The organism is Paraburkholderia sp. PAMB 6770 (genome assembly GCF_057748135.1).
In genome coordinates this window covers 37239-58389 of record NZ_CM173239.1, presented here as the reverse complement: position 1 = coordinate 58389, position 21151 = coordinate 37239, and the positions used below count along the sequence as shown (strand labels likewise).

Annotated in this window: 17 protein-coding genes; 7 read left to right on the top strand and 10 right to left on the bottom strand. The window is 67.7% G+C overall.

Annotated elements, in window-relative coordinates:
• Positions 1-12: 12 nt before the first annotated feature.
• From AC3AP7_RS17835 to AC3AP7_RS17825, 3 genes are all read right to left on the bottom strand, one after another.
• Positions 13-357, bottom strand: a complete 345-nt coding sequence (locus AC3AP7_RS17835) for a hypothetical protein (RefSeq protein WP_487363914.1) — start codon at positions 355-357, stop codon at positions 13-15.
• 150 nt (positions 358-507) lie between these two features.
• Positions 508-1149, bottom strand: a complete 642-nt coding sequence (locus tag AC3AP7_RS17830) for a J domain-containing protein (RefSeq protein ID WP_487363913.1) — start codon at positions 1147-1149, stop codon at positions 508-510.
• 93 nt (positions 1150-1242) lie between these two features.
• Positions 1243-1896 carry a hypothetical protein gene (locus AC3AP7_RS17825; protein ID WP_487363912.1) on the bottom strand — a complete coding sequence of 218 codons (654 nt, stop codon included), beginning with the start codon at positions 1894-1896 and terminating at the stop codon, positions 1243-1245.
• 986 nt (positions 1897-2882) lie between these two features.
• Here AC3AP7_RS17825 and AC3AP7_RS17820 point away from each other — a divergent pair.
• From AC3AP7_RS17820 to AC3AP7_RS17805, 4 genes are all read left to right on the top strand, one after another.
• Entirely contained in the window at positions 2883-3137 is a 255-nt protein-coding gene (locus AC3AP7_RS17820; RefSeq protein WP_487363911.1) for a hypothetical protein, read from the top strand.
• Positions 3138-3317: 180 nt separating this feature from the next.
• Entirely contained in the window at positions 3318-4304 is a 987-nt protein-coding gene (locus AC3AP7_RS17815; RefSeq protein WP_487363910.1) for a DedA family protein/thiosulfate sulfurtransferase GlpE, read from the top strand.
• A gap of 49 nt (positions 4305-4353) precedes the next feature.
• Positions 4354-6096: an FAD-dependent oxidoreductase gene (locus AC3AP7_RS17810; RefSeq protein ID WP_487363909.1), complete on the top strand. Its 1743-nt coding sequence runs from the start codon at positions 4354-4356 to the stop codon at positions 6094-6096.
• 160 nt (positions 6097-6256) lie between these two features.
• Entirely contained in the window at positions 6257-7495 is a 1239-nt protein-coding gene (locus AC3AP7_RS17805; RefSeq protein WP_487363908.1) for a winged helix-turn-helix domain-containing protein, read from the top strand.
• A 184-nt stretch (positions 7496-7679) separates the two neighbouring features.
• Here the strand turns inward: AC3AP7_RS17805 and AC3AP7_RS17800 are convergent, their stop codons facing one another.
• Both AC3AP7_RS17800 and AC3AP7_RS17795 read right to left on the bottom strand, forming a co-directional pair.
• Positions 7680-7964: a hypothetical protein gene (locus AC3AP7_RS17800; RefSeq protein WP_487363907.1), complete on the bottom strand. Its 285-nt coding sequence runs from the start codon at positions 7962-7964 to the stop codon at positions 7680-7682.
• A gap of 204 nt (positions 7965-8168) precedes the next feature.
• The gene (locus AC3AP7_RS17795; protein WP_487363906.1) at positions 8169-9068 is read right to left on the bottom strand and encodes a DMT family transporter; all 900 of its coding nucleotides are present in this window, start codon (positions 9066-9068) and stop codon (positions 8169-8171) included.
• Between the two features lie 150 nt (positions 9069-9218).
• On the opposite strand from AC3AP7_RS17795, the gene AC3AP7_RS17790 reads away from it, so the two are divergent.
• Positions 9219-10142: a helix-turn-helix domain-containing protein gene (locus tag AC3AP7_RS17790; RefSeq protein WP_487363905.1), complete on the top strand. Its 924-nt coding sequence runs from the start codon at positions 9219-9221 to the stop codon at positions 10140-10142.
• A gap of 85 nt (positions 10143-10227) precedes the next feature.
• On the opposite strand, the gene AC3AP7_RS17785 is transcribed toward AC3AP7_RS17790, so the two are convergent.
• The 4 genes from AC3AP7_RS17785 to AC3AP7_RS17770 form a co-directional block, all read right to left on the bottom strand.
• On the bottom strand, positions 10228-13254 hold the full coding sequence (locus AC3AP7_RS17785; RefSeq protein ID WP_487363904.1) for an FAD-binding and (Fe-S)-binding domain-containing protein: 3027 nt from the start codon (positions 13252-13254) through the stop codon (positions 10228-10230).
• Between the two features lie 21 nt (positions 13255-13275).
• On the bottom strand, positions 13276-14040 hold the full coding sequence (locus AC3AP7_RS17780; protein ID WP_487363903.1) for a 2-keto-4-pentenoate hydratase: 765 nt from the start codon (positions 14038-14040) through the stop codon (positions 13276-13278).
• A gap of 37 nt (positions 14041-14077) precedes the next feature.
• The gene (locus AC3AP7_RS17775; RefSeq protein WP_487363902.1) at positions 14078-15364 is read right to left on the bottom strand and encodes an MFS transporter; all 1287 of its coding nucleotides are present in this window, start codon (positions 15362-15364) and stop codon (positions 14078-14080) included.
• A gap of 153 nt (positions 15365-15517) precedes the next feature.
• Complete coding sequence (locus tag AC3AP7_RS17770) at positions 15518-16738, bottom strand: pyridoxal-phosphate-dependent aminotransferase family protein (RefSeq protein WP_487363901.1); 1221 nt, start codon at positions 16736-16738, stop codon at positions 15518-15520.
• Between the two features lie 171 nt (positions 16739-16909).
• Here AC3AP7_RS17770 and AC3AP7_RS17765 point away from each other — a divergent pair, with 171 nt between their 5' ends.
• Both AC3AP7_RS17765 and AC3AP7_RS17760 read left to right on the top strand, forming a co-directional pair.
• Complete coding sequence (locus AC3AP7_RS17765; protein WP_487363900.1) at positions 16910-17635, top strand: GntR family transcriptional regulator; 726 nt, start codon at positions 16910-16912, stop codon at positions 17633-17635.
• A 701-nt stretch (positions 17636-18336) separates the two neighbouring features.
• Positions 18337-19083 (top strand): SDR family oxidoreductase, encoded by a 747-nt coding sequence (locus AC3AP7_RS17760; protein WP_487363899.1) that lies wholly within the window; start codon positions 18337-18339, stop codon positions 19081-19083.
• 503 nt (positions 19084-19586) lie between these two features.
• Here AC3AP7_RS17760 and mmsA read toward each other — a convergent pair.
• A complete protein-coding gene (gene mmsA / locus AC3AP7_RS17755; RefSeq protein WP_487363898.1) occupies positions 19587-21113 on the bottom strand; it encodes a CoA-acylating methylmalonate-semialdehyde dehydrogenase in 1527 nt (508 codons plus the stop codon).
• Positions 21114-21151: the final 38 nt, after the last annotated feature.

Here is a 21151-nt window from a genome sequence, read left to right as displayed (position 1 = left end):
GAGCGCGCCGGTTCAGGCCGGCGCGAAGATCACCGCCTGGCGGTCGGCGATGTAGCGATGCGTGCGCCTGAACCGGTAGATCTGCCCGTCGGCGGTCATCCGGTTGATACCCGGCGCAGTGAGCGCAAGCATGTCGTCCGCGAGGTGCGCGGCAACGGCATCGCTGCCGGCGAGATCGTGCGGCGGGCTATCCGGGTCGCCGATATACACGGCCCGTTCGCGCGTCCCGTAACGCATCACAACCACACTCTGACCGGCGTCGAGCGCCCGCTCGAGATAGTTCGCCAGTTCCCGCAGCGCGGCCGGCGTGTTCGTGCGCGTCGCCCAGGCCGGGCCGGTCGTTGTCGTCATCGTCATCGCACCGTTCCCCCGTCAAGTGGTTGCGTCGCAGGAGCAAGGCCCGGCGCAGGGTCCGGGCCAGTGCCCTTCCACTATAAGCAAAGGAACGCGCGTACGCGATGCTGTTTGCGCCGCCGTGCGGGCGCAGACGCTCCCGCAGCGCGGCGTTCACATCCGCAGACTGTTCAGGAACTGGAACCACAGACCGCCCAGTGTGCCGTCGCCTGGCGGCGTGCTTGCGTGCGCGTCGTGGGCGTCGCGGGCCTCGCGGGCGTCGCGGCCCTCGTGCACGGTTGAGGGCGCGGCCGTCGCGCCGGATGACGGCGCGACGGGTTCCGTGGGCTCTGCGGGTTCTGCCTGCCGAGACGCATGCAAAGCCTGCGCGCTGTCGGCAATCTGTGCAGCCAGCGCGGGCTCGCAGCCGTCGCCGAGCAGCACGCCCCACACCACGTCGCGGTTGTAGCCCTGCCCGACGAAACGCATCGCGAGCGCGACGCGGCGCGTGTAGGCCTGTTCGGCAGCGGCGCGCTGTGCGGCTTCGCGTTCGGCCTGCTCGCGCGCGTGCTGTGCCTGCTGCGCTTCCCACGCACGCATGTGCTCGGCGAACACCGCGTCGTAGACGCGGCGCTGAGCCGGATCGGACAGGATTCCGTACGCGTCGCGGATTTCCTGGAACGCGGCCTGCGCGTCGGCCTCCCGGCCCGCGTTGCGGTCCGGGTGCCAGCGCATGGCCGCCTTCCGGTAGGCGCGCTTGATTTCGTCGTCGCTCGCGTGCGGCTGCACACCGAGCTTGTCGTAGAGAGTCGCCATCGCGTGCTCGACCATCGGTCACATCCGTGGGATCGTAGCATGCGAAAAATGACGCGCCGTGACAGCGCACGCCGTTGCGCGTCGGATGTCGGATCAGAAGCGGTACGAAATACCGATCTTCACGATCGGATAAAAGCGCAGCCGGTCCGCGGTGTTCTGCAGCGACTGCTGTTCGGCGGCAACATTCGCCTCGCCCGCCTCCGCGACAATGTCGGCGGGCACGTCGAAATCGACGTGCGGGCGACCATACGCGACGCCCGCATCGAAGAACATCGAGATGCCCTTCTTGCCGACCGGCGCATGGCCGAAGCCGATGCCCAGATACGGGCGCACCGCGGGAAACGTCGCCTTCGCGTGAATGTCCTGACCGAGCGTCGAATACTCGACGCCGTTGATCCGGTAGCTGCCGGACATGCTGGTCGCCGTCGCATCGACATGGTCGTCGCCCACCAGCAGGCCGGCGGTCAGGCGGAACGGCACGACCGAAGGCGCGGGGAAGAAATCGGCGTACAGACCGGCATGCAGCAGCGTGGCGGTGCCGTCGTAGTGCAGATCGCCCGAGTTGAAACTGTGCGAGAAGCTGAAACCATTGAAGTCGCCCCGCACGTTGAACCGCGTGCCGAGCGGATGGCCGTAGCCGATGCCGACACCTTCCGTGCCGATCTGTCCATACACTTCATCCGCGTGGGCGAGCGGCCCCGAGAGCGCGGCAAGGCCCGTGACCAGGGCGACAACCAGACTTTTCATCGTACCAATTCCTGTGGCGTAGTAGGAGGGTGAGCAGGCGGCCGAAACGGGGGCAATTCAATTTGCATAGGCCTCGGTTATGCGCGTTTACGACGGCCCGGCGGGATTCTTGAGGCCATGCGCGCGTTCGTCGGCGCGGCGAATCAGGCCACACCCGCGGCAAGACCGTGCGCAGAACATCGCACGCAAGAACTACCCACCTTGCGCCTATGGGTTGCCATTAATCAGTAGTACGATGTAAAAATGTCTTGCTTCGGCTGTCCCGGAGGCGCGCGCCGCAATGCGTCCACACGCTCCGCGCCGTTCGCCGCCAGGCCCGAGTGCGAGACCGGCACACACCGGCTCCGGCGGGGGCTGCACCGTCCGTGCGGGCCGCGCCGCTGCGCACGCGGCCGCTTTGATCTGACAGATCGGCATTTTTCCCACCTCGACAACAAGTCGGCGGCAGTTCAGCATGACTGCGTCAGCGCCCCGCTTGATGCGTGGCCAGCTGACCCGAGTGATAAAGGCGTTTCAGCGGCTCGTCCCCGTCGAGGGGACGGGCTATTTTGTGTGCGTCGCCGTGCAGCGGGCCGACACTCGGCATCGCGCACACCGCCGTTGCAATCGCGCAACGCAGCGCCCGCGAAAGGTGAGGCAATACAGGAGACGACTCGCCCACGCCACACGACAAGCGCAACGGAGTCTTGCGGCATCGCGGTCAACGCGACGGGCCGCCTCGCCGTTTACGTCGAGCATGCTTCCATCGCCGCCCCGGCCGCCCCGGCCGCACCGGTCACCCGCGTCGCGGCGGCTGCGCATTTGCGCGCTCGAGGACCCGAGCGTGGCTGCACTGCATCGGGGCACGAAAAATGCGCCCGTTGGCGCGAGGAGTCGCGTTAAACTGGTTGCCAAGACCCAGAAAGGCACGGCAACCGCACGGCGCGAAACACCGGCAGCTCTGCCCGTACAATGGTTCGATCAACAACGTCACGAGGACAACTTCGATGCGCACTACCGGGTCTTCCGGGTCAATGGCCCTGCTCACCGAATACGACGACGCTACCGCGCGCGAACTGCGCTCGCTGCGCCTCGAATCGACAGAAGACGGCAAAGGCATTCTTCTGATCGAAATCGACGAGCGCAAGCCCGGGATTCACCGCGAAGTGCGTTATGAAATCACGCCGGCGGAGCTGATTGCCGCCATTCGCGCGCACGGCGCGGAACTACCGGGCGAGCAGCACAACCACCATCGCACCTGATGCGCGCGGCTGCGCGGGCAGACGCCCGCGCAGCGCCCCGTCGCGTTCGCCTTCCCCCTGTTGCCGTACGCCTGTCGTCGCGTGATCGCGCGACGCTTGCGCGTCACACAAATCCGTCCATAATCGGTAAATTCCCTGTCTTTTCCGCTTCCCGCCAGAAACGGGTCCGGAAGCAAACCGATGCTACACGACCTCGTGCAGCGGTACGGGCCTCTGATCGTCTTTGCCAACGTACTCGCCGCCTCGCTTGGATTACCCGTGCCCGCGATGCCCGCGCTGATCCTGTTCGGCGCGATGGCCGCCATGCATCCCGCCACGGTCGGCACGCAGCTGGTGTCGGTACTGGTGCTCGCCGTCTTTGCGACGCTGATCGGCGACAGCGCGTGGTATTTCGCCGGCCGCCTCTATGGCGGCAACACGCTGAAGACGCTGTGCAAGCTTTCCCTGTCGCGCGACACCTGTGTAAAAAAGACCGAGCGCTTCTTCGGTCGCTGGGGAGTGCGCGTGCTGGCCGTGGCGAAGTTCGTGCCGGGCCTGTCGATCGTGTCGATCCCGATGGCGGGCGCGATGGGCGCACGCTACCGCACGTTCCTCAGCTACGATGGCGTCGGCGCCGCGCTGTGGGCCGGCACCGGGCTGATCGTCGGCGCGTTGTTCGCCCCGCAGATCGACATGATGCTCGCGAGCGCCGGCCGGCTCGGCCGCCTCGCGCTCGTCGTCATTGGGGCGCTGCTGGTTCTGTATGCGGCGTACCGCTGGATGCGCCGCCGCCAGCTGATCCGCAAGCTCGCCACCGCGCGCATGGACGTGGAGGAGCTGGCCGGACTGATCGCCGGCGGCAGTCCGCCGGTGCTGTTCGACATCCGCTCGCACGAAAAGCGTCTGCTCGATCCGTTCGTGATACCCGGCTCGGAGTTCGCCGACGAACGGCGTCTGGACGACATCATCGCGCGCTATGCGCCGGACCGGAAGGTCGTCATCTACTGCTCGTGCCCGAACGAAATTTCGGCCGCGTGGATGGCAAAGCAGCTGGGCGAAGCGGGCTTTTCCGACGTGCTGCCGCTGCGCGGCGGCCTCGACGCATGGCGTGCCGCCGGCCGGCAGCTCGAGCCGCTGGCGCAGGAATCGCCCGCGCCGCTGCACCCGGGCATTGCCCCCGCCGTCTGAGACGCGCGCCGCGTTGGCACATGCGCTCACCCCTACCAGGAGCCGTTTGATGGCCGAGATTCAGGAAGCACGGGACCAGGAGCAGACGCAGGAACCGGCGCAGGAGCCCCCGCAGGAACGCGCTGCCGTCGTGGCCGACGCGCCGTTCTCGTCGCTCGCGACCCGTATGCATCAGATGTTCCCGGAACTGACGTGCGACGAGATCCGGCGGCTGCAGAAGTTTGGCGAAATCCGCCGCTGGGCGCCCGGCGAACTGCTGTTCGAAACAGGCCGGATCGGCCCCGGCATGTTCGTGACGCTCGAAGGACGCGTGCGGATTTTCCAGCGCGACGGGCTGGGGCGCGAGCGCCTCATCAACGAGCACGGCGCGCGCCATTTTCTCGCCGAAGTCGGCCAGCTGTCCGGCAAACCGGCGCTGGTTTCCGGCGTCGCGCTCGAACCGGTCGAGGCGCTGCTGATTCCGCCACACCGGTTGCGCGCGCTGATCGTCGCGGAAGCCGAACTCGGCGAGCGCATCATGCGCGCGCTGATCCTGCGGCGCGTGTCGCTGATCGAAAAAGGCGCCGGCGGACCGATCCTCGTCGGCAAGAGCACCGACGCGCGGCTGGTGTCGCTGCAGGGCTTCCTGTCGCGCAACGGCCATCCGCACACGGTGATCGACGAGCGCAACGACGACGCGCTCAACCTGATCGAGCAGTTCGGCGCCCAACCCGAAGACCTGCCGCTCGTGATCTGTCCCGACGGCTCCGTGCTGCGGCACCCGAGCGACCCGGAACTGGCGACCTGCCTCGGCATGCTGCCGGAGCTCGACGCGTCGTTCGTCTACGACATGGCGGTCGTGGGCGCCGGGCCAGCCGGGCTCGCGGCGGCCGTGTACGGCGCATCCGAGGGGCTGTCGGTGATCGTGCTCGACAGCCGCGCACCCGGCGGCCAGGCGGGCGCCAGCGCGCGCATCGAGAACTACCTGGGCTTTCCGACCGGCATCACCGGCCAGGCGCTGGCGGGGCGCGCATTCGTGCAGGCGCAGAAGTTCGGCGCGCATGTCGCGATTCCGGTGAAGGTGGGCGCGCTGCATTGCGAAGAAACGCCGCACCGGCTCGAACTGAAGTGCGGCGGCAGCGTGAAGGCGCGCACGATCGTCATTGCGAGCGGCGCGGTGTACCGGCGTCCGGCGATCGAAGGCCTCGACCGCTTCGACGGACGCGGCATCTACTACTGGGCCTCGCCGGTCGAAGCGAAGCTGTGCAAGCGCGCCGAGGTCGTGCTCGTGGGCGGCGGCAATTCGGCGGGCCAGGCGATCGTCTATCTCGCGACGCATGCGGCGAAGGTGCACGTACTGATCCGCCGCAGCGGCTTCGAGGCGACGATGTCGCGCTATCTGATCGACCGCATCCGCGCGCTGCCCAACGTGTTCGTGCATCCGGAAGCGGAAATCGGGCGCATCGAGACCGACGAAAGCGGTCTCGCGGCCGTCGAACTCAGACGTCCGCTGCCGGACGGCACGGCGCGCCTCGACACGCGCCACCTGTTCCTCTTCACCGGCGCCGATCCGAACACCGACTGGCTGCGCACCTGCGGCGTGCAACTCGACGCGAACGGCTTCGTGCTGACCGGGCGACAGTCTGGTTGCGACCTGAGCACGAGTGTCGACGGCGTGTTCGCAATCGGCGATGCGCGCGCCGGCTCGACGAAGCGCGTCGCCGCCGCCGTCGGAGAGGGCGCGGCCGTGGTGGCGCAGATTCATCAACTGCTTGCGCAGCAGGCTGCGGAAGCGGCCCTGCAAACCGCGTGACGCCCATGCGGCGCGGGCCTGCGCTGCGCCATCCGCCGGACGAGGCCGCGCTCTCCGCCTGGCAAACCGTGCCTGCGGGATCCCGTCCGCCGGCTCGCGTTACAGCGAGGTCCGCGCCGCTGGCCGCTCCCGCGCCACCCACTCATCGTCCATTGTCCGCGTGACCACCCTTCCGCTCTTTGCCGCGCGCACGCTGCATCTGGCCGCGCAGGGCCTGCTGACGCCGCCGCGCCGCAAGGCCGTCAAGGCCGACGTGCTCGACGCGATCCGCCGCATGGCGCAATTGCAGATCGACACGATTCACGTCGTCGCGCGCAGCCCGTATCTGGTGCTGTTCAGCCGCCTCGGCGCCTACCCGCCGCAGTGGCTCGACGCGCACCTCGCCGAGGGCCGTCTGTTCGAATACTGGTCGCATGAAGCGTGCTTCGTGCCGATCGAGGACTATGGCCTGCTGCGGCACCGGATGCTCGATCCCGGCGCAATGGGCTGGAAATACGCGAAGGCATGGCACGACGCGCATCGCGATGAAATCGCGCAACTGCTCGAACAGATTCGCGCGAACGGGCCGGTCCGCTCGGCCGACTTCGCGCGCGAAACCGGCAAGCGCAACGGCTGGTGGGACTGGAAGCCGGAGAAGCGCCATCTCGAAGTGCTGTTCTCGATCGGCGCGTTGATGGTGGCGGAGCGCCGCAACTTCCATCGCGTCTACGATCTGACCGAGCGCGTGCTGCCCGGCTGGTGCGATGCGCGCGACCTGCCGCCCGCCGAGGTCGCGCAGCGCGAACTGCTGCGCCGCACCTGCCGCGCGCTCGGTGTCGTGCGCGCCGACTGGGTGGCCGATTACTTCCGCTTGCCGCGCCGTTCGTACGCGGCCGAACTGCATGCGCTCGCCGATGCGGGCGAGCTGATCCCGGTCCGCGTCGACGGCTGGAAACAGGACACCTTCGTGGATCACGCGAGCGCGCCGCTGATGGAAGCCGCGGCAAGCGGCAAGCTCGCATCGACCGTGACGACGCTGCTATCGCCGTTCGATCCGGTCGTCTGGGACAGACGGCGCGCGGCCGCGCTGTTTGGCTTCGACTACGCGATCGAATGCTATACGCCCGCGGCAAAACGCCAATACGGCTATTTCGTGCTGCCGATCCTGAGCCGCGGCAAACTGGTCGGCCGCGCCGACGCCAAGGCGCATCGCGCGAGCGGCGTGTTCGAACTCAAGGCGCTGCATCTTGAAGCGGGCGTGCGCGTGAGTGCGCGGCTCGGCGCGGATCTGCAGCGCGCGTTTCAGCGTTGCGCGGACTGGCATGGCACGCCTGAGGTACGCGTCACGTCGGCGCCGCCGGCACTGCGCGATGCACTCGCGGCGCACCTGGCGCCCGTCGACGAACGCGCCGAGGCATGAGGGCGCTGCCCGCGCGGCGCGGCAGGAGCGTGATACGCGCCGCGCGCTGTGTCCTGCGCGGCCGGCGTCGGCGCGCTCTGGCACCCTCCAGCACCCAGCACCGCTGCGTCGTCTGGCACGCGGCGCCGCGTGCCTATGCCCGCAGGCGCGTGCGCCAGACGCCGTACACGACTCCCCGCTCGACTCAGTGCTCGATCTTCAGGCGCAACTCGCGCGCCGTCTCCAGCAAGCCCTCGTAGCCGGAGCGTGCGTGCTCAGGCAGGTCCGGATCGCCGACGAGCGCGCCGAGCGTTTCGATCAGGCTGTAGAGCAGCCCTTTTGCAGCGGCCGACGCAATGCCGCCCGAACGCACCAGATCGTCGACGTGGCTGACCGCCGCATCGAGATGCGCGACGTCGAGCGAGCCGTCGTCGCGCGGCGTGGGCTGCCCGGGCTGCGGCTCCTGCTTGTGCGAAACATCCTGCGTCATGATGGACCATCCCTCCTGTGGTTGCGACGTTTGACGGGTCTCTGAAGAAGGTTATATACCGATCCCGCGTCACGGTCCATTCACTGCGTTGCCGCAGGGCGGCCGCACACTCCCCGAAAAAGCTCACCTTAAGGCACGGCTGCACGGGGCCTGGCGCCGCATGATCCCGAAAAGGCTCACCTTTTGACGCCGCCGGGCCCACGTCTACGGCAAGCCGATGCGCCGCGCGACGAAGCGGTTCGCCCAGCCGAACGCGACCAGGTTGCCGCCCAGCACCAGCACGAGTCCCAGCACCGCCAGCGGCGACCATCGATACCCTTCGTACACGGTCGACAACGCCAGCGCGACGACCGGAAACAGCACGGTGCAATACGCCGCCCGCTCGGGGCCGATCCGGCCCACCAGCGTCAGATACGCGGTGAAGCCGACCACCGAGCCGAACACGCCGAGGTACGCGAGCGCGCCGAGATAGCGTGCATCCGGCTCGATCTGGAAGCGGTAGCCCGCGCACGCGCTGCCGACGGTGAGGATCGACGCGCCGATCAGCATGGCCCAGCTGTTGGTGACGAGCGGATGGAGGCCCATCGACTGCATCCGGCTCGACAGCAGGCTGCCGGTCGAGAAACACAGCGTGCCGAGAAACGCGACCGCGAGGCCGATCAGTTCCGCGTGATCGCCGAGGTGACCCGCCATCTGCTGCACGAACAGGCAGACGATCCCCGCCAGGCCGAGCAGCGCGCCGGCAATCGCGGACGGCTGCAGCGGCCGTCCCATGAACAGCCGCCCGTTGAGCGAATTGAGCAGCGGCGCAACCGAAAACACCACCGCGACGAGTCCGCTCGGCACGACCCGTTCCGCGTAGTAGAAGCACAGAAAGTTCAGACAGAACAGGGCGACGCCCTGCGCAACAAGAAAGCGCCACGCGGCGCGCGGCGGCCACAACGGCCGGCGCAGCACACGCAGCAACGCGAACGTCAGCAGCGCCGCGATCCAGAAGCGCCACGCGATCGACACGGGCGGCGCCACGACGCCAAGCTGCCATTTGATCGCGATCCATGTCGTGCCCCAGATCAGCACGGTGGTGACGTAGAGAAACAGATTCATGGCGAAAACCGCTGGGTTCAACCGGATCCCCACTGTGCGCGGCCGCAGCGCGCCGCAGTTGTCCAGGATTGCGCACTTTTTCGCGCGCGAGCCGCGCGGCGGGACGCGCGCTTTATACTGAAAACCTGTTATCCGCCCCGTCATCGACCCGTGAATCCACCGCTTTCCGCGCCGCTCGTACCCGCTGCCGCCGAGCCGCCATTCGGCCTGCAGTCGGTATGCCGGACGCTCGCCGACGCAAACGCGAAGCTCGAACGCTTCGCATGGCTCGGCGACCAGCTCGCCGTGGCCGAATGGAGCCGCTACACGCAGGAAGCCGAGACCGTCTACGATCAGCCGGGCCATCACACGCTGTCGTGCTATCTGGACGGCGGCTATCGCACCGAGCGGCAGAAACTGCCGGGCCGCTACGGCGCGCCCACCCGGCTGTGCGCGCTGCCCGGCGATCACGAATCGCGGTGGTGGGTGCGCGGGCAGATGCATTTCGTGCATCTGTACTTTCTGCCCGACCATTTCGCCCAGCGCGCCGTCCACGAACTCGACCTCGAACCGCGCGAGATCACGCTCGCCGACCGCACCTATTTCGAAGACGCGCGCATCGCGCAGCGCTGCCAGTCGCTTGTGGAAACCCCCTGGGACGATGCGGACGGGCGCTTGCGCAGCAACGAAACCGCACACGAGATCATGAGCCTGCTACTGCGCTCGCAGGGCGTGCGGCGCGCCGGCCTTGCGCTCAAGGGCGGGCTGAGCGCGGCGACGCGGCGCCGGCTGCACGAGTACGTCGACGCCCATCTGACGCAGCCGCTCACGCTCGGCGAACTCGCCGGGCTCGCGAACCTGTCGGCGTATCACCTCGCGCGGATGTTCCGCGTGTCGTTCGGCCTGCCGCCGGCCGCATGGATCGCGCAGCAACGCGTCGAGCGCGCGCGCACGCTGCTGCGCACGACCGCCCTGCCGCTCGCGCAGGTGGCCGCGCAGTGCGGCTATGCGAACGCAAGCCACTTCAGCCACCGTTTCCGCGAAGCGGTGGGCGCAGCGCCCGCCGCTTACCGGCAGGCGCTGCGCGCCGCATAGACCGCATAGACCGCATAGACCGCATAGCCCGCATAGACCGCATAGACCGCATAGACCGCGGGGACCGCGGCCGGTCCGGCGGGTATTACTTCAGCGCGCGTTCGAGCACCCGCGCCACGTGCATCGCATCCACCGCGGCGCCGTCGTGAATCTGATGGCGGCAACTGGTGCCGTCGGCCACCATCAGCGTCTTGCCGTCGAGCTTGCGCACGGCCGGCAGCAACGACAGCTCGGCCATCGCGATCGAGCTCGCGTAATGCTCGGCCTCGTAGCCGAAACTGCCCGCCATCCCGCAGCACGACGACTCGACCGTCGACACCTTCAGCCCCGGAATCCACTTCAGCACGGTCTGGACCGGCGTGAACGCGTCGAACGCCTTCTGGTGACAATGCCCGTGCACGAGCGCGCTTTCCTCCGGCAGCGCCCTCAGATCGAGTTGCAGACGGCCGGCCTTGTGCTCGTTCACGAGGAACTCCTCGAACAGGAACGCCGATTTCGCGAGCCGCTGCGCCGCGTCGCCGAAGCCGTACTGCAGGAACTCGTCGCGCAGCGACAGCAGACACGACGGTTCGAGCCCGACCACCGCCACACCGCGTTCGACGAACGGGCCAAGCGTATCGAGCAGGCGGCGTGCCTCCGCCTTCGCCTCGTCCACGAGCCCTGCTGCGAGGAACGTCCGGCCGCAGCACAACGGGCGCTCGCCGGCCCGCGTGTTGAAATGCACCGTATAGCCGGCCGCTTCGAGCACGCGTTGCGCCGCGCGCGCGTTCTCCGGCTCCATATGATTGTTGAAGGTATCGACGAACAGCAGCACTTCCTTCTGTGCGCCGCCGGCCGCAGCCTGCGTGCGCGTCGTGCGCGCGCCGGCGAGGAACGGCGTGCGAAAGCGCGGCAGCGAGCGCTGCGGCGCGAAGCCGAGCGCGCGCTTGAACCAGGGCGAGAGCAGCGGCACGCGATCGGCCAGCGCGACGAGGCCCGGCAGCTTGCCCGCAAGCGGCGCGTAGCGCGGCATGAACGCGACCATCCGCTCGCGCAGCGTGAGGCCGTGCTTCTTCACGCGGGCGGCGCGCGCCTCGATCTTGAACTTCGCCATGTCGACGCCGGTCGGGCAGTCGCGCCGGCAGCCCTTGCAGGACACGCACAGGTCGAGCGTGTCTTTCACGTCGTCGCTGGCGAGCCCGTCCTCGCCGAGCTGGCCGGAGATCGCCAGGCGCAGCGTGTTCGCGCGGCCGCGCGTCAGATGCTGTTCGTCCTTCGTCACGCGGTAGCTCGGGCACATCGTGCCCGCGTCGAACTTGCGGCAATGGCCGTTGTTGTTGCACATCTCGACGGCTTTCGCGAGCCCCGCGGACAGATCGCTGCCGCTGCCCGGCGCGGTTTCGACGCCGCTCAGCGGATCGCGTTGGACATTCCATGCGGACCAGTCGAGCGCGGGCTGCATCGCGCGCTCGCGATAGCCGGGCGCAAAGCGGAAGTTGCGGGCCTCGTCCATCTTCGGCGGGCGCACGATCTTGTCCGGATTGAAGCGGTTGTCGGGATCGAACAGCGCCTTGATTTCGCCGAACGCGCGGTTCAGGCGCGGCCCGTACTGCCAGGCCACCCACTCGCCGCGGCACAGGCCGTCGCCATGCTCGCCCGAGTACGCGCCCTTGTATTCGCGCACGAGCACGGCTGCTTCCTCGGCGATCGCGCGCATTTTCTGCGCACCGTCGCGCCGCATGTCGAGAATCGGCCGCACGTGCAGCGTGCCGACGCTCGCATGCGCGTACCACGTGCCTTCGGTGCCGTGCCGGTGAAACACCTCGGTCAGCTTGCCGGTGTATTCGGCGAGATGTTCGAGCGGCACCGCGCAGTCTTCGATGAAGGACACCGGCTTGCCGTCGCCCTTCATGCTCATCATGATGTTCAGCCCCGCCTTGCGGACTTCCCACAGCGCCTTCTGAGCGGACGCGTCGGGCATCGCCACGACCGAGCCGGGCAGCCCGAGATCGGCCATCAGCTCGGTGAGCCGGCGCAGGCTGGCGAGTTGCGCGGCGTGGTCCTCGCCGGCGAACTCGACCAGCAGGATCGCTTCCGGCCGCCCGACGAGCGCGCCTTCGATCACCGGCCGGAACGCGGGATTGCCGATCGCGAGATCGATCATCGTGCGGTCGACCAGTTCGACCGCCACCGGCTTCAGCGTGACGATGTGCTGCGTGAGATCCATCGCCTGCCAGAAGGTCGGGAAGTTCACGACGCCGAGCACCTTGTGCGCAGGCAGCGGCGCGAGCTTCAGCGTCAGTTGCCGGCTGAACGCGAGCGTGCCCTCGGAGCCGACCAGCAGATGCGCGAGATTCGCGAAACCGTCGCCGGTATACGCGCGCGGATTCTGGCAGTCGAACAGGTCGATGTTGTAGCCGGCCACCCGCCGCAGCACCTTCGGGATGCGCTCGACGATCTCGTCGCGCTCGCGCGCCGCGATCCGCGTCACGCCCTCGACGATCTGCTGCAGCCGCGCACCCTGCGGCGCGGTGCGCAGCGACGCGAAATGCGCTTCGCTGCCGTCGGCGAGAATCGCGTCGATCGCATCGACGTTGTGCACCATGTTGCCGTATTCGATCGAGCGCGAGCCGCACGAATTGTTGCCGGCCATCCCGCCGATCGTGCACTGCGCGGCCGTCGACACGTCCACCGGGAACCACAGCCCATGCGGCCTGAGCCACGCGTTCAGATGATCGAGCACGACGCCCGGCTCGACCGTCACGGTGCGCGACTCGGCGTCGAACGCGACGATGTTGTTCAGCCACTTGCTGGTATCGACGACCAGCGCTTCGCCGACCGTCTGCCCGCACTGGCTGGTGCCCCCGCCGCGCGCGAGCAGCGGCACGTTTTCGCTACGCGCGACGTCGAGCGCGATGCGCAGGTCGTCCTGGTCGCGCGGCACCACGACGCCGACCGGCATGATCTGATAGATCGATGCATCGGTTGCGTAGCGGCCGCGGCTTGCGGCATCGAACAGCACGTCGCCGCGCAGCGCGCTGCGCAGCCGGGTCGCGAGCGGCGTGGTCGGCCGGCGCGTGGACGGCACCAGATGAACCGGCTTGACCAGCAGGGAGGAAGCGTTATTCGACATCGCCTGATTCCGTAGCAATCCTTAGTAAAGCGTGATTTCGACGGGCTCCAGCCCTTCGATGCGTCCGCTCGCCGTACCCGCGCCTCGCGGGAAGAACATGCCCGTGTACGAGCCCGTCGTGATCACCATCTCCGGCGTCACGGCGATGCCCCGCTCGACGGTGCAGTGATTCACGAGCCACGGCAGCAGCCGGCGCGGATCGCCGGCCGGATTGGCCGGCGTTTCGTGCGGCACGGGATGGCCGTCGAACGTGAAGCGCAGCGCGGGTGCCGCGAACGGATAGTCGTCGCGATACGGCGAAAATGTGCCGACCGCGAGCGCGCCGTTGTTCTGCAGGTCCGCGAGTTGCGCGAGCTTGTCGATGTTCGGCCAGCCGGCAAAGCGGCTGGCGACGATCTCGATCGTCGCGCCAAACGATGCGATCGCGGCTTGCACCTCGGCGTCGCTGTAGGGTGCGGCGGAGGGCTCGAACCGGCGGCCGAAGCGAAAGGCGATCTCCAGTTCGAGCCCGAGCGGCGCAAACGCCGCGCGCGGCAGCGACGCGCCGCTGGCATGGACGTCGCCGGCCGGCAAGGGCGCCCCTTGCACCGGACCGGTTTGCGATTTGGCGCCGATCTTCCAGCCGCCGATACGCGCGCCGGCCGCGCGCAGCACCTCGTCCTGGACCGCATAGGCAGCCGCGGCATCCGGCGGAATCTGCCCGGACGGCAGGCTGTCGAGCGTGGTGTGCGTTGCGCGCGCCGCCGCGAGGCGCGCGCCGAGGGGAGCAAGTTCAGTCGTCGTCATGAAAAGTACAGTCCGGTTGAAACAGAAGGACGCTCGCTCAGGCTTTGGCCCCGGTGGCCGCGCGCGCCGCGTCGCCCGGCTCCTGGTCGAAGCGCCGCTCCGGCTGCATGCGGAACGCCAGCACGACGCCGCAGGCCATCAGCACCATGCTGCCGATGAACGGCAGTTGCCAGTTGCCGAAGCGGTCGATCAGGAAACCGCCGACCACCGGCGAGATGATCGCGGCAAGCGCCGAACCGGTGTTCATCATGCCGCTGGCGGTGCCTGCGCTGTGCGGCGCGATGTCCATCGGCACTGACCACATCGGCCCGATCGTCATCTCCGAGAAGAAGAATCCGGCGGACAGCGAGATGATCGACACTTCGAGGTTGTGGAACAGCATCAGCGGCACGAGCGCGGCGAACGCGCACAGCATGCAGATCGACACCATCCAGCTACGCGCACGCTTCAGGCTGCCGGTGGCCGTATAGATGCGATCGGTCACGACACCGCCGAGCGAATCGCCGAGCACGCCGGCAAAGAACACCGTCGACGAGAAGAGCGCCGAGTGCTTCAGGTTGAGATGGTAGTTGTGCAGGAAATATTGCGGAATCCAGCCCAGAAACAGCCACAGCGTCCAGCCATAGCAGAAGTAGACGATCGTGACCGGCAGCATGCGGCGAAACAGCGGCCCCCATGCGACGGGGGCAGCCTTGGCTTTCGGCGGCGGCAGGATCGCGAGTTCGCCGGCAGTGATGCGCGGGTGATCCTTCGGATGCTCGGTGAAGCTGAATGCCCACAGCACGACCCACATCAGGCTGAGCGCACCGCATACATAGAACGACGCGCGCCAGCCGTAATTCGCCATCACCACGACAACGACCGCGGGCGCCACCGCGTTGCCGATGCGCGAGGCCGCGTGCGTGATGCCCTGCGCAAAGCCGCGCCGCTCTTTCGCGACCCAGCGCGACATCGCGGAGGTGGAGGCCGGGAACGTCGCGCCCTCGCCGAAGCCGAGAATCACGCGAGCGACGATCAGCGCCATGAGACCGCCGGCCATCCCGGTCAGGATCGTGCCCGCGGCCCACACGACGCCGCATGCGAGCAGCGTGCGGCGTGCGCCGAAGCGGTCGCTGATCCAGCCGCCGATGACCTGAAAGAGCAAATACGGATATGCGAAGGCGGAGAAGACGAGACCGATCTCCGTATGAGACAGCTGGAACTCCTTGCCGAAGCCAGCGGCTGCCGTGCTGACGTTGACCCGGTCAAGGTAGGTGATGAAATACATGACGCACAGCATCAATAGCACGACGCTGGTCGCACTGCTCACACGAAACCGCTTCATCGTTCGTCTCCATTGCTTGCATCGACCGCGCCGCGAAAGCGAGCCGACTGGTTATGTCTCGCGCTCGCCGCGAGAAGCGGGCCGTCGCGCCGCGACGCAGGCCTGTCGCGCCTGCGCCGCGGCGTCCGGATTCACGGCCGCCCGGCGCCGCGTTCAGGCGGCGGCTTTCAGCCCGGCCCGATGGGCCTGGGACGTGAGCCACTCCATCGCGGCCGGCAGGCCGCTTGCCGCAATCGGCACACCCGCGAGCTTCAGGCCCATTTCGCAGCCGGCCAGCGTGCCGAGCAGCGTGAGGTCGTTGCAGTCGCCGAGGTGGCCGATGCGGAACATGCGTCCCTTCATCTTGCCGAGGCCGGTGCCGAGCGACATGTCGAAGTGTTCATAGATCGTCTTGCGCACCGCATCCGCGTCGATGCCTTCGGGCATCATCACGCCGGTCAGCACCGGGCTGTACACCAACGGATCCGCGCACTGGACCTCGAGCCCCCACGCATGCACCGCGCGGCGGCACGCTTCGGCGAGACGCTGGTGGCGCGCGAACACGTTGTCGAGCCCTTCGCCGAGAATCATGTCGAGCGCTTCGGACAGGCCGTACAGCAGGTTCGTGTTCGGCGTGTACGGCCAGTAGCCGCTCTTGTTCATTTCGATGATCTCGGTCCATTCCCAGAAGCTGCGCGGCAGCTTCGCGTCGCGGCTCGCCGCGAGCGCCTTTTTCGACACCGCGTTGAAGCTGATGCCCGGCGGCAGCATCAGCCCTTTCTGCGAGCCGGACACGGTCACGTCGACGCCCCATTCGTCATGGCGATAGTCGGCGCTCGCAAGACCCGAGATCGTATCGACCAGCAGCAGCGCCGGGTGTCCGGCCGCGTCGATCGCGCGGCGCACCGCGGCGATGTCGGACGTGACGCCGGTCGACGTTTCGTTGTGCACGACGCACACTGCCTTGATCGCGTGCTGCGTGTCTTCGCGCAGACGCGCTTCGATCATCTGCGGCTGCACGCCGCGGCGCCAGCCCTCGATGCCCGGCAAGCCGATAAACTCCGGCTTCAGGCCGAGGCTCTCGGCCATCTTTTTCCAGAGCGTCGCGAAGTGGCCGGTTTCGTACATCAGCACCGTGTCGCCGGGGCTCAGCGTGTTGGACAATGCCGCCTCCCACGCGCCGGTACCCGAAGCCGGATAGATCACCACCGGCTGCTGGGTCTTGAAGATCTTCTTGATGCCGTCGAGCACCTTCAGGCCGAGTTCGCCGAACTCGGGACCGCGATGGTCGATGGTCGGATAGCTCATCGCCCGCAGGATGCGGTCGGGCACGGGGCTCGGCCCCGGAATCTGCAGGAAGTGGCGGCCGGCGGGATGGAAGTCAAGTTTCAGCATGGAACATCTCCGTTTGAATTTTGCATTCAAAAAACTATAACAGACGATCGGCTGCGTCCCAAGACAAAATTCGCGGTGCGGCACCGGTGTTTACCCTTCTTGTATGTACGGTCTTCCTGTCGGACGACAGTTCCGATAAAATTAGCGCCAATGGGAAATGAGGATTTTTGTATGCAAAATTCGGGTTTGGATCCCGGCACCGCCACGTCCGCGCTGATGCCGAAGGTCGAACGGCAGCGCCTGCACGACACGGTCGTCGAGCATATCCGGCGGTTTATCGTCGAAGGCGTGCTCGAACCGGGCAAGAAGCTGAACGAGCGCGAGCTGTGCGAGACCCTCGGCATCTCGCGCACGCCGCTGCGCGAAGCGCTGAAGGTGCTGGCCGCCGAAGGGCTGATCGAACTCTGGCCGAATCGCGGCGCGACCGTGTCGAAGATGACGGAGGCGGAGCTGCGCGAAACCTTCGAGCTGATGAGCGGGCTGGAAGCGTTTTCGGGCGAGCTGGCCGCGGAGCGGATCACGGCGGTCGAACTGGCCGAGATCAAGGCGCTGCATTACGCGATGCTCGCGTGCCGCGCGCAGAACGATCTCGCGGGTTACTACAGCCGCAACCAGACGATTCACGACAAGATCAACGAGGCCGCGCGCAATTCGGCACTGCGTCAGACCTATATTGCGGTCAACCGGCGCCTGCAGGCCCTGCGCTTCCGTTCGAACTTCTCGACGCCGAAATGGGACCGCGCGATTCACGACCACGGCGAAATGCTCGAAGCGCTCGAAGCGCGCGACGGCAAGCGGCTGAGCGCGATTCTGCGGCAGCATCTGCTCGACAAACGCGACGCGGTTCTGCACGTGCAATCGCAGGAAGACAACGCGGTCGGAACGCTCGAAGCGTGACAGGATGCAGCGGCGGCGCGCGCGGACATGACATCGGCACGCCCGCGCGCAGAAGCGCGGCGGGTGTTGTGGCCGGCGCGGCTTGACGGGCCTGGAACCCGGTGCAGCCTGCGCCACCGGGCACTGCGCGGATGAATGGAGCGTCATGTCGGCGTCATGACACCTGTTTTCCAAGAAATGATTCCTGGCACTCCGAATGATCTGGGCGACGCTTCGCACAGCGCAAATTCCCGATGCTCCGACACGGCGGGCCACGTTATCCACAGATTCTGTTCGTAAGGCTGTGGACAACGATCTGACACATGCGCCAGGTCATTGACGCAGCATCACTCTCGCGCGGGGACACCTGCGCAGGCACCGGATGCGTTCTCGCGCCCCGCCGCCCGGCGAGGGCATCGTCCGTCGCGATTCGTGATGAACACCGCAGTGCCGCACCGCACCGGTCATCGACTCCCGAAAAAGCTCACCCGACGCCGCACCGTGTCCGTCATCCCAAGCCGGAAACGCCGCCCGCCTCGCAACGGAAGATCGTAAGGTGAGCGTTTTCGGGAGCGCGCACCCGCTTCCATTCCGCCACCGCGGCCGGAGCACGCAGCGTGAGGCAGCCGTCCCTGGTTTTCCTCACCATTGACCGCGGCGCGGCAGCGCATCCGCATGCGTGAGAAAATGAGCGCTCTTCTTCGCCCATTGAGCCGACCGCCATGTCCTCCTCCATCACGCGCGCCGTTGTCACCGGCCATACCCGCGGCCTCGGTGCGGCCCTCGCCGAAGCGCTGCTCACCCAGAACATCCCTGTGCTTGCGCTATCGCGCTCGCGCAATCAGGCATTGACGCAGCGCTTCGCGCACACGCTCGAAGAGGTCGAACTCGACCTTGCAGACACGGCGCAAGTCGCCGCATGGATCGCGGGCAACAGCCTGGGCCGCTTCCTGGAGGGCGCGCATACCGTGCTGCTGTTCAATAACGCCGGCACCGTGCAGCCGGTCGGGCCGGTCGACGCGCAGTCCGCGCATGCCGTTGCGCACGCGGTCAGTCTGAACGTCGCGACGCCGCTGATGCTCGCCAGCGCGTTTGCGAGCGCCGGCGCTTCGGCGTCCGATCGCCGCATCGTGCACATTTCGAGCGGCGCGGGCCGCAACGCGTACGCGGGCTGGAGCGTGTACTGCGCGACCAAGGCGGCGCTCGATCATCACGCGCGCGCAGTCGCGCTCGATGCCAGCACCGCGCTGCGGATCTGCAGCGTCGCGCCGGGCGTCGTCGATACGCAAATGCAGGCCGAGATCCGCGGCAGCAGCCTTGAACAGTTCCCGTTGCGCGAACGCTTCGACGAACTGAAGCGCAGCGGACAACTGGCATCGCCGGAGCAGTCGGCGGCCAAGCTGGTCGCCTACGCGCTCAGCGACGCGTTCGGCCAGACGCCGGTCGCCGATATCCGCGAAATCGCGTAACGCATTCCCCGCATTTCTCACGCGCCGCGCGGCTCCCGCAAACACTCACCTGTCGCGGCCGGTGAGGATCGCCAGCGGATGCCGCATCACTCCCGAAAAGCCTCACCTTCGTGGACGCATTGCACCGCGGCGTGGTGGCGTGGCACGTCGAAGACGCTCACCCTCGACAGCCGCCGCGCGACGCCCCTATTGGCAGTCCGTGCACGCGACGCCGCGAATTGTCCACAGAATCTGTTTGCAAGGGTGTGAATAACATGCGGGCAAGCACCGCAAGTACCTGAGCCGATTGATATTCCACCGCGGGTGCGACGCATGGGCAGGCGTGACATGCGCGTGCACTAGCGTGCGCTGCACAGCGCGTCTGCGCATCCACGCCGTCGCGCGCAGCGCGACACCCTGCGCCAGGCGGTGAAGCCCCCGGCGACGGACATCGCACCGATGCGCCGTCGCAGTCCGGCTCCCGGATAAGCTCACCTTTACGCGCGCCGTGCGCGCGGCACGCCCTACTTCGCAACCGGCATCGCAAACTCGGCGCCCTTCGCGATGCTGTCCGGCCAGCGCTGCATGATGCTCTTGTAGCGCGTGTAAAAGCGCACCCCCTCCTCGCCGTACGCGTGATGATCCCCGAACAGCGACTGCTTCCAGCCCCCGAACGAGTGCCACGCCATCGGCACCGGAATCGGCACGTTGATCCCCACCATCCCCACCTGGATCTGCCGCGAGAACGCGCGCGCCACCCCGCCGTCCGACGTGAACAGCGACACCCCGTTGCCGAACTCGTGCCCGTTCACCAGCTCCACCGCCGACGCGAAATCCGGCACCCGCACCACGCACAGCACCGGGCCGAAGATCTCCTCACGGTAGATCTTCATCTGCGCACTCACCCGGTCGAACAGCGTGCCCCCGAGGAAAAAACCCTCCTCGTGCCCCGCCACCCGCAGGCCACGGCCGTCCACCACCAGCGCCGCCCCTTCGGCCTCCCCCGCCTCGATGTAGCCCTCCACCTTCGCCCGATGCGCCCCCGTCACCAGCGGACCCATCTCCGACGCCCCCTCCATCCCGTTGCCCACGCGCAGCGCCTTCACCCGCGGCGCGAGCCGCGCCACCAGCTCGTCCGCGACGTGTCCCACCGCCACCGCCACCGAGATCGCCATGCAGCGCTCGCCCGCCGAGCCGTATGCCGCCCCCATCAGCGCGTCCACCGCCTGCTCCAGGTCCGCATCCGGCATCACCACCAGATGGTTCTTCGCCCCGCCCAGCGCCTGCACCCGCTTGCCCCGCCGCGACGCCTGCGCATGGATGTAGCGCGCGATCGGCGTCGAGCCCACGAACGACAGCGCCGCCACCTCCGGATGCGCGATCAGCGCATCCACCGCCTCCTTGTCGCCGTGCACCACGTTGAACACCCCGTCGGGCAGCCCCGCCTCCTTCAGCAGCTGCGCGAGCCGCACCGACGCCGACGGGTCCCGCTCCGACGGCTTGAGCACGAACGTGTTGCCGCACGCCAGCGCGACCGGAAACATCCAGCACGGCACCATCATCGGAAAGTTGAACGGCGTGATCCCCGCCACCACCCCCAGCGGCTGGCGCAGGTTCCAGTTGTCGATCCCCCCGCCGATCTGGTCCGTGAAGTCCGTCTTCAGCAGGTTCGGGATCCCGCACGCGAACTCCACCACCTCGATGCCGCGCATCACCTCGCCCTTCGCGTCGGAGAACACCTTGCCGTGCTCGCGCGTGATCAGCTCCGCGAGCTCGTCCTGGTGACGGTCCAGCAGTTCCTTGAAGCGGAACAGCACCCGCGCGCGACGGATCGGCGCAGTCTCGCTCCAGCCGCGAAACGCCGCCTGCGCCGCCGCCACCGCCGCCCCCACCTCCGCCTCGTTCGCCAGCGGCACCCGCGCGCTCACCGCGCCCAGCGCAGGATTGAACACCTCCGCCTCCCGCCCGCTGCCTCCCCCCACCGCCTCCCCGTTGATGAAGTGGGGCGGCGCGCGGCGCGCGAGCGGGTCGGATTCGTTCAGTGCATTCATGTGCTGGCCTCGTATGATCTTGAGTCGGGAACCGGAAT

Bases quoted from the DNA above. Each gene is read 5' to 3' on its own strand.
- AC3AP7_RS17780 (WP_487363903.1), bottom strand. From the start codon at position 14,040: ATGACGACGACTGAACTTGCTCCCCTCGGCGCGCGCCTCGCGGCGGCG.
- AC3AP7_RS17795 (WP_487363906.1), bottom strand. From the start codon at position 9,068: ATGAATCTGTTTCTCTACGTCACCACCGTGCTGATCTGGGGCACGACA.
- AC3AP7_RS17775 (WP_487363902.1), bottom strand. From the start codon at position 15,364: ATGAAGCGGTTTCGTGTGAGCAGTGCGACCAGCGTCGTGCTATTGATG.
- AC3AP7_RS17830 (WP_487363913.1), bottom strand. From the start codon at position 1,149: ATGGCGACTCTCTACGACAAGCTCGGTGTGCAGCCGCACGCGAGCGAC.
- AC3AP7_RS17825 (WP_487363912.1), bottom strand. From the start codon at position 1,896: ATGAAAAGTCTGGTTGTCGCCCTGGTCACGGGCCTTGCCGCGCTCTCG.
- AC3AP7_RS17800 (WP_487363907.1), bottom strand. From the start codon at position 7,964: ATGACGCAGGATGTTTCGCACAAGCAGGAGCCGCAGCCCGGGCAGCCC.
- AC3AP7_RS17810 (WP_487363909.1), top strand. From the start codon at position 4,354: ATGGCCGAGATTCAGGAAGCACGGGACCAGGAGCAGACGCAGGAACCG.
- mmsA (WP_487363898.1), bottom strand. From the start codon at position 21,113: ATGAATGCACTGAACGAATCCGACCCGCTCGCGCGCCGCGCGCCGCCC.
- AC3AP7_RS17760 (WP_487363899.1), top strand. From the start codon at position 18,337: ATGTCCTCCTCCATCACGCGCGCCGTTGTCACCGGCCATACCCGCGGC.
- AC3AP7_RS17785 (WP_487363904.1), bottom strand. From the start codon at position 13,254: ATGTCGAATAACGCTTCCTCCCTGCTGGTCAAGCCGGTTCATCTGGTG.
- AC3AP7_RS17835 (WP_487363914.1), bottom strand. From the start codon at position 357: ATGACGATGACGACAACGACCGGCCCGGCCTGGGCGACGCGCACGAAC.
- AC3AP7_RS17770 (WP_487363901.1), bottom strand. From the start codon at position 16,738: ATGCTGAAACTTGACTTCCATCCCGCCGGCCGCCACTTCCTGCAGATT.
- AC3AP7_RS17820 (WP_487363911.1), top strand. From the start codon at position 2,883: ATGCGCACTACCGGGTCTTCCGGGTCAATGGCCCTGCTCACCGAATAC.
- AC3AP7_RS17765 (WP_487363900.1), top strand. From the start codon at position 16,910: ATGCAAAATTCGGGTTTGGATCCCGGCACCGCCACGTCCGCGCTGATG.
- AC3AP7_RS17815 (WP_487363910.1), top strand. From the start codon at position 3,318: ATGCTACACGACCTCGTGCAGCGGTACGGGCCTCTGATCGTCTTTGCC.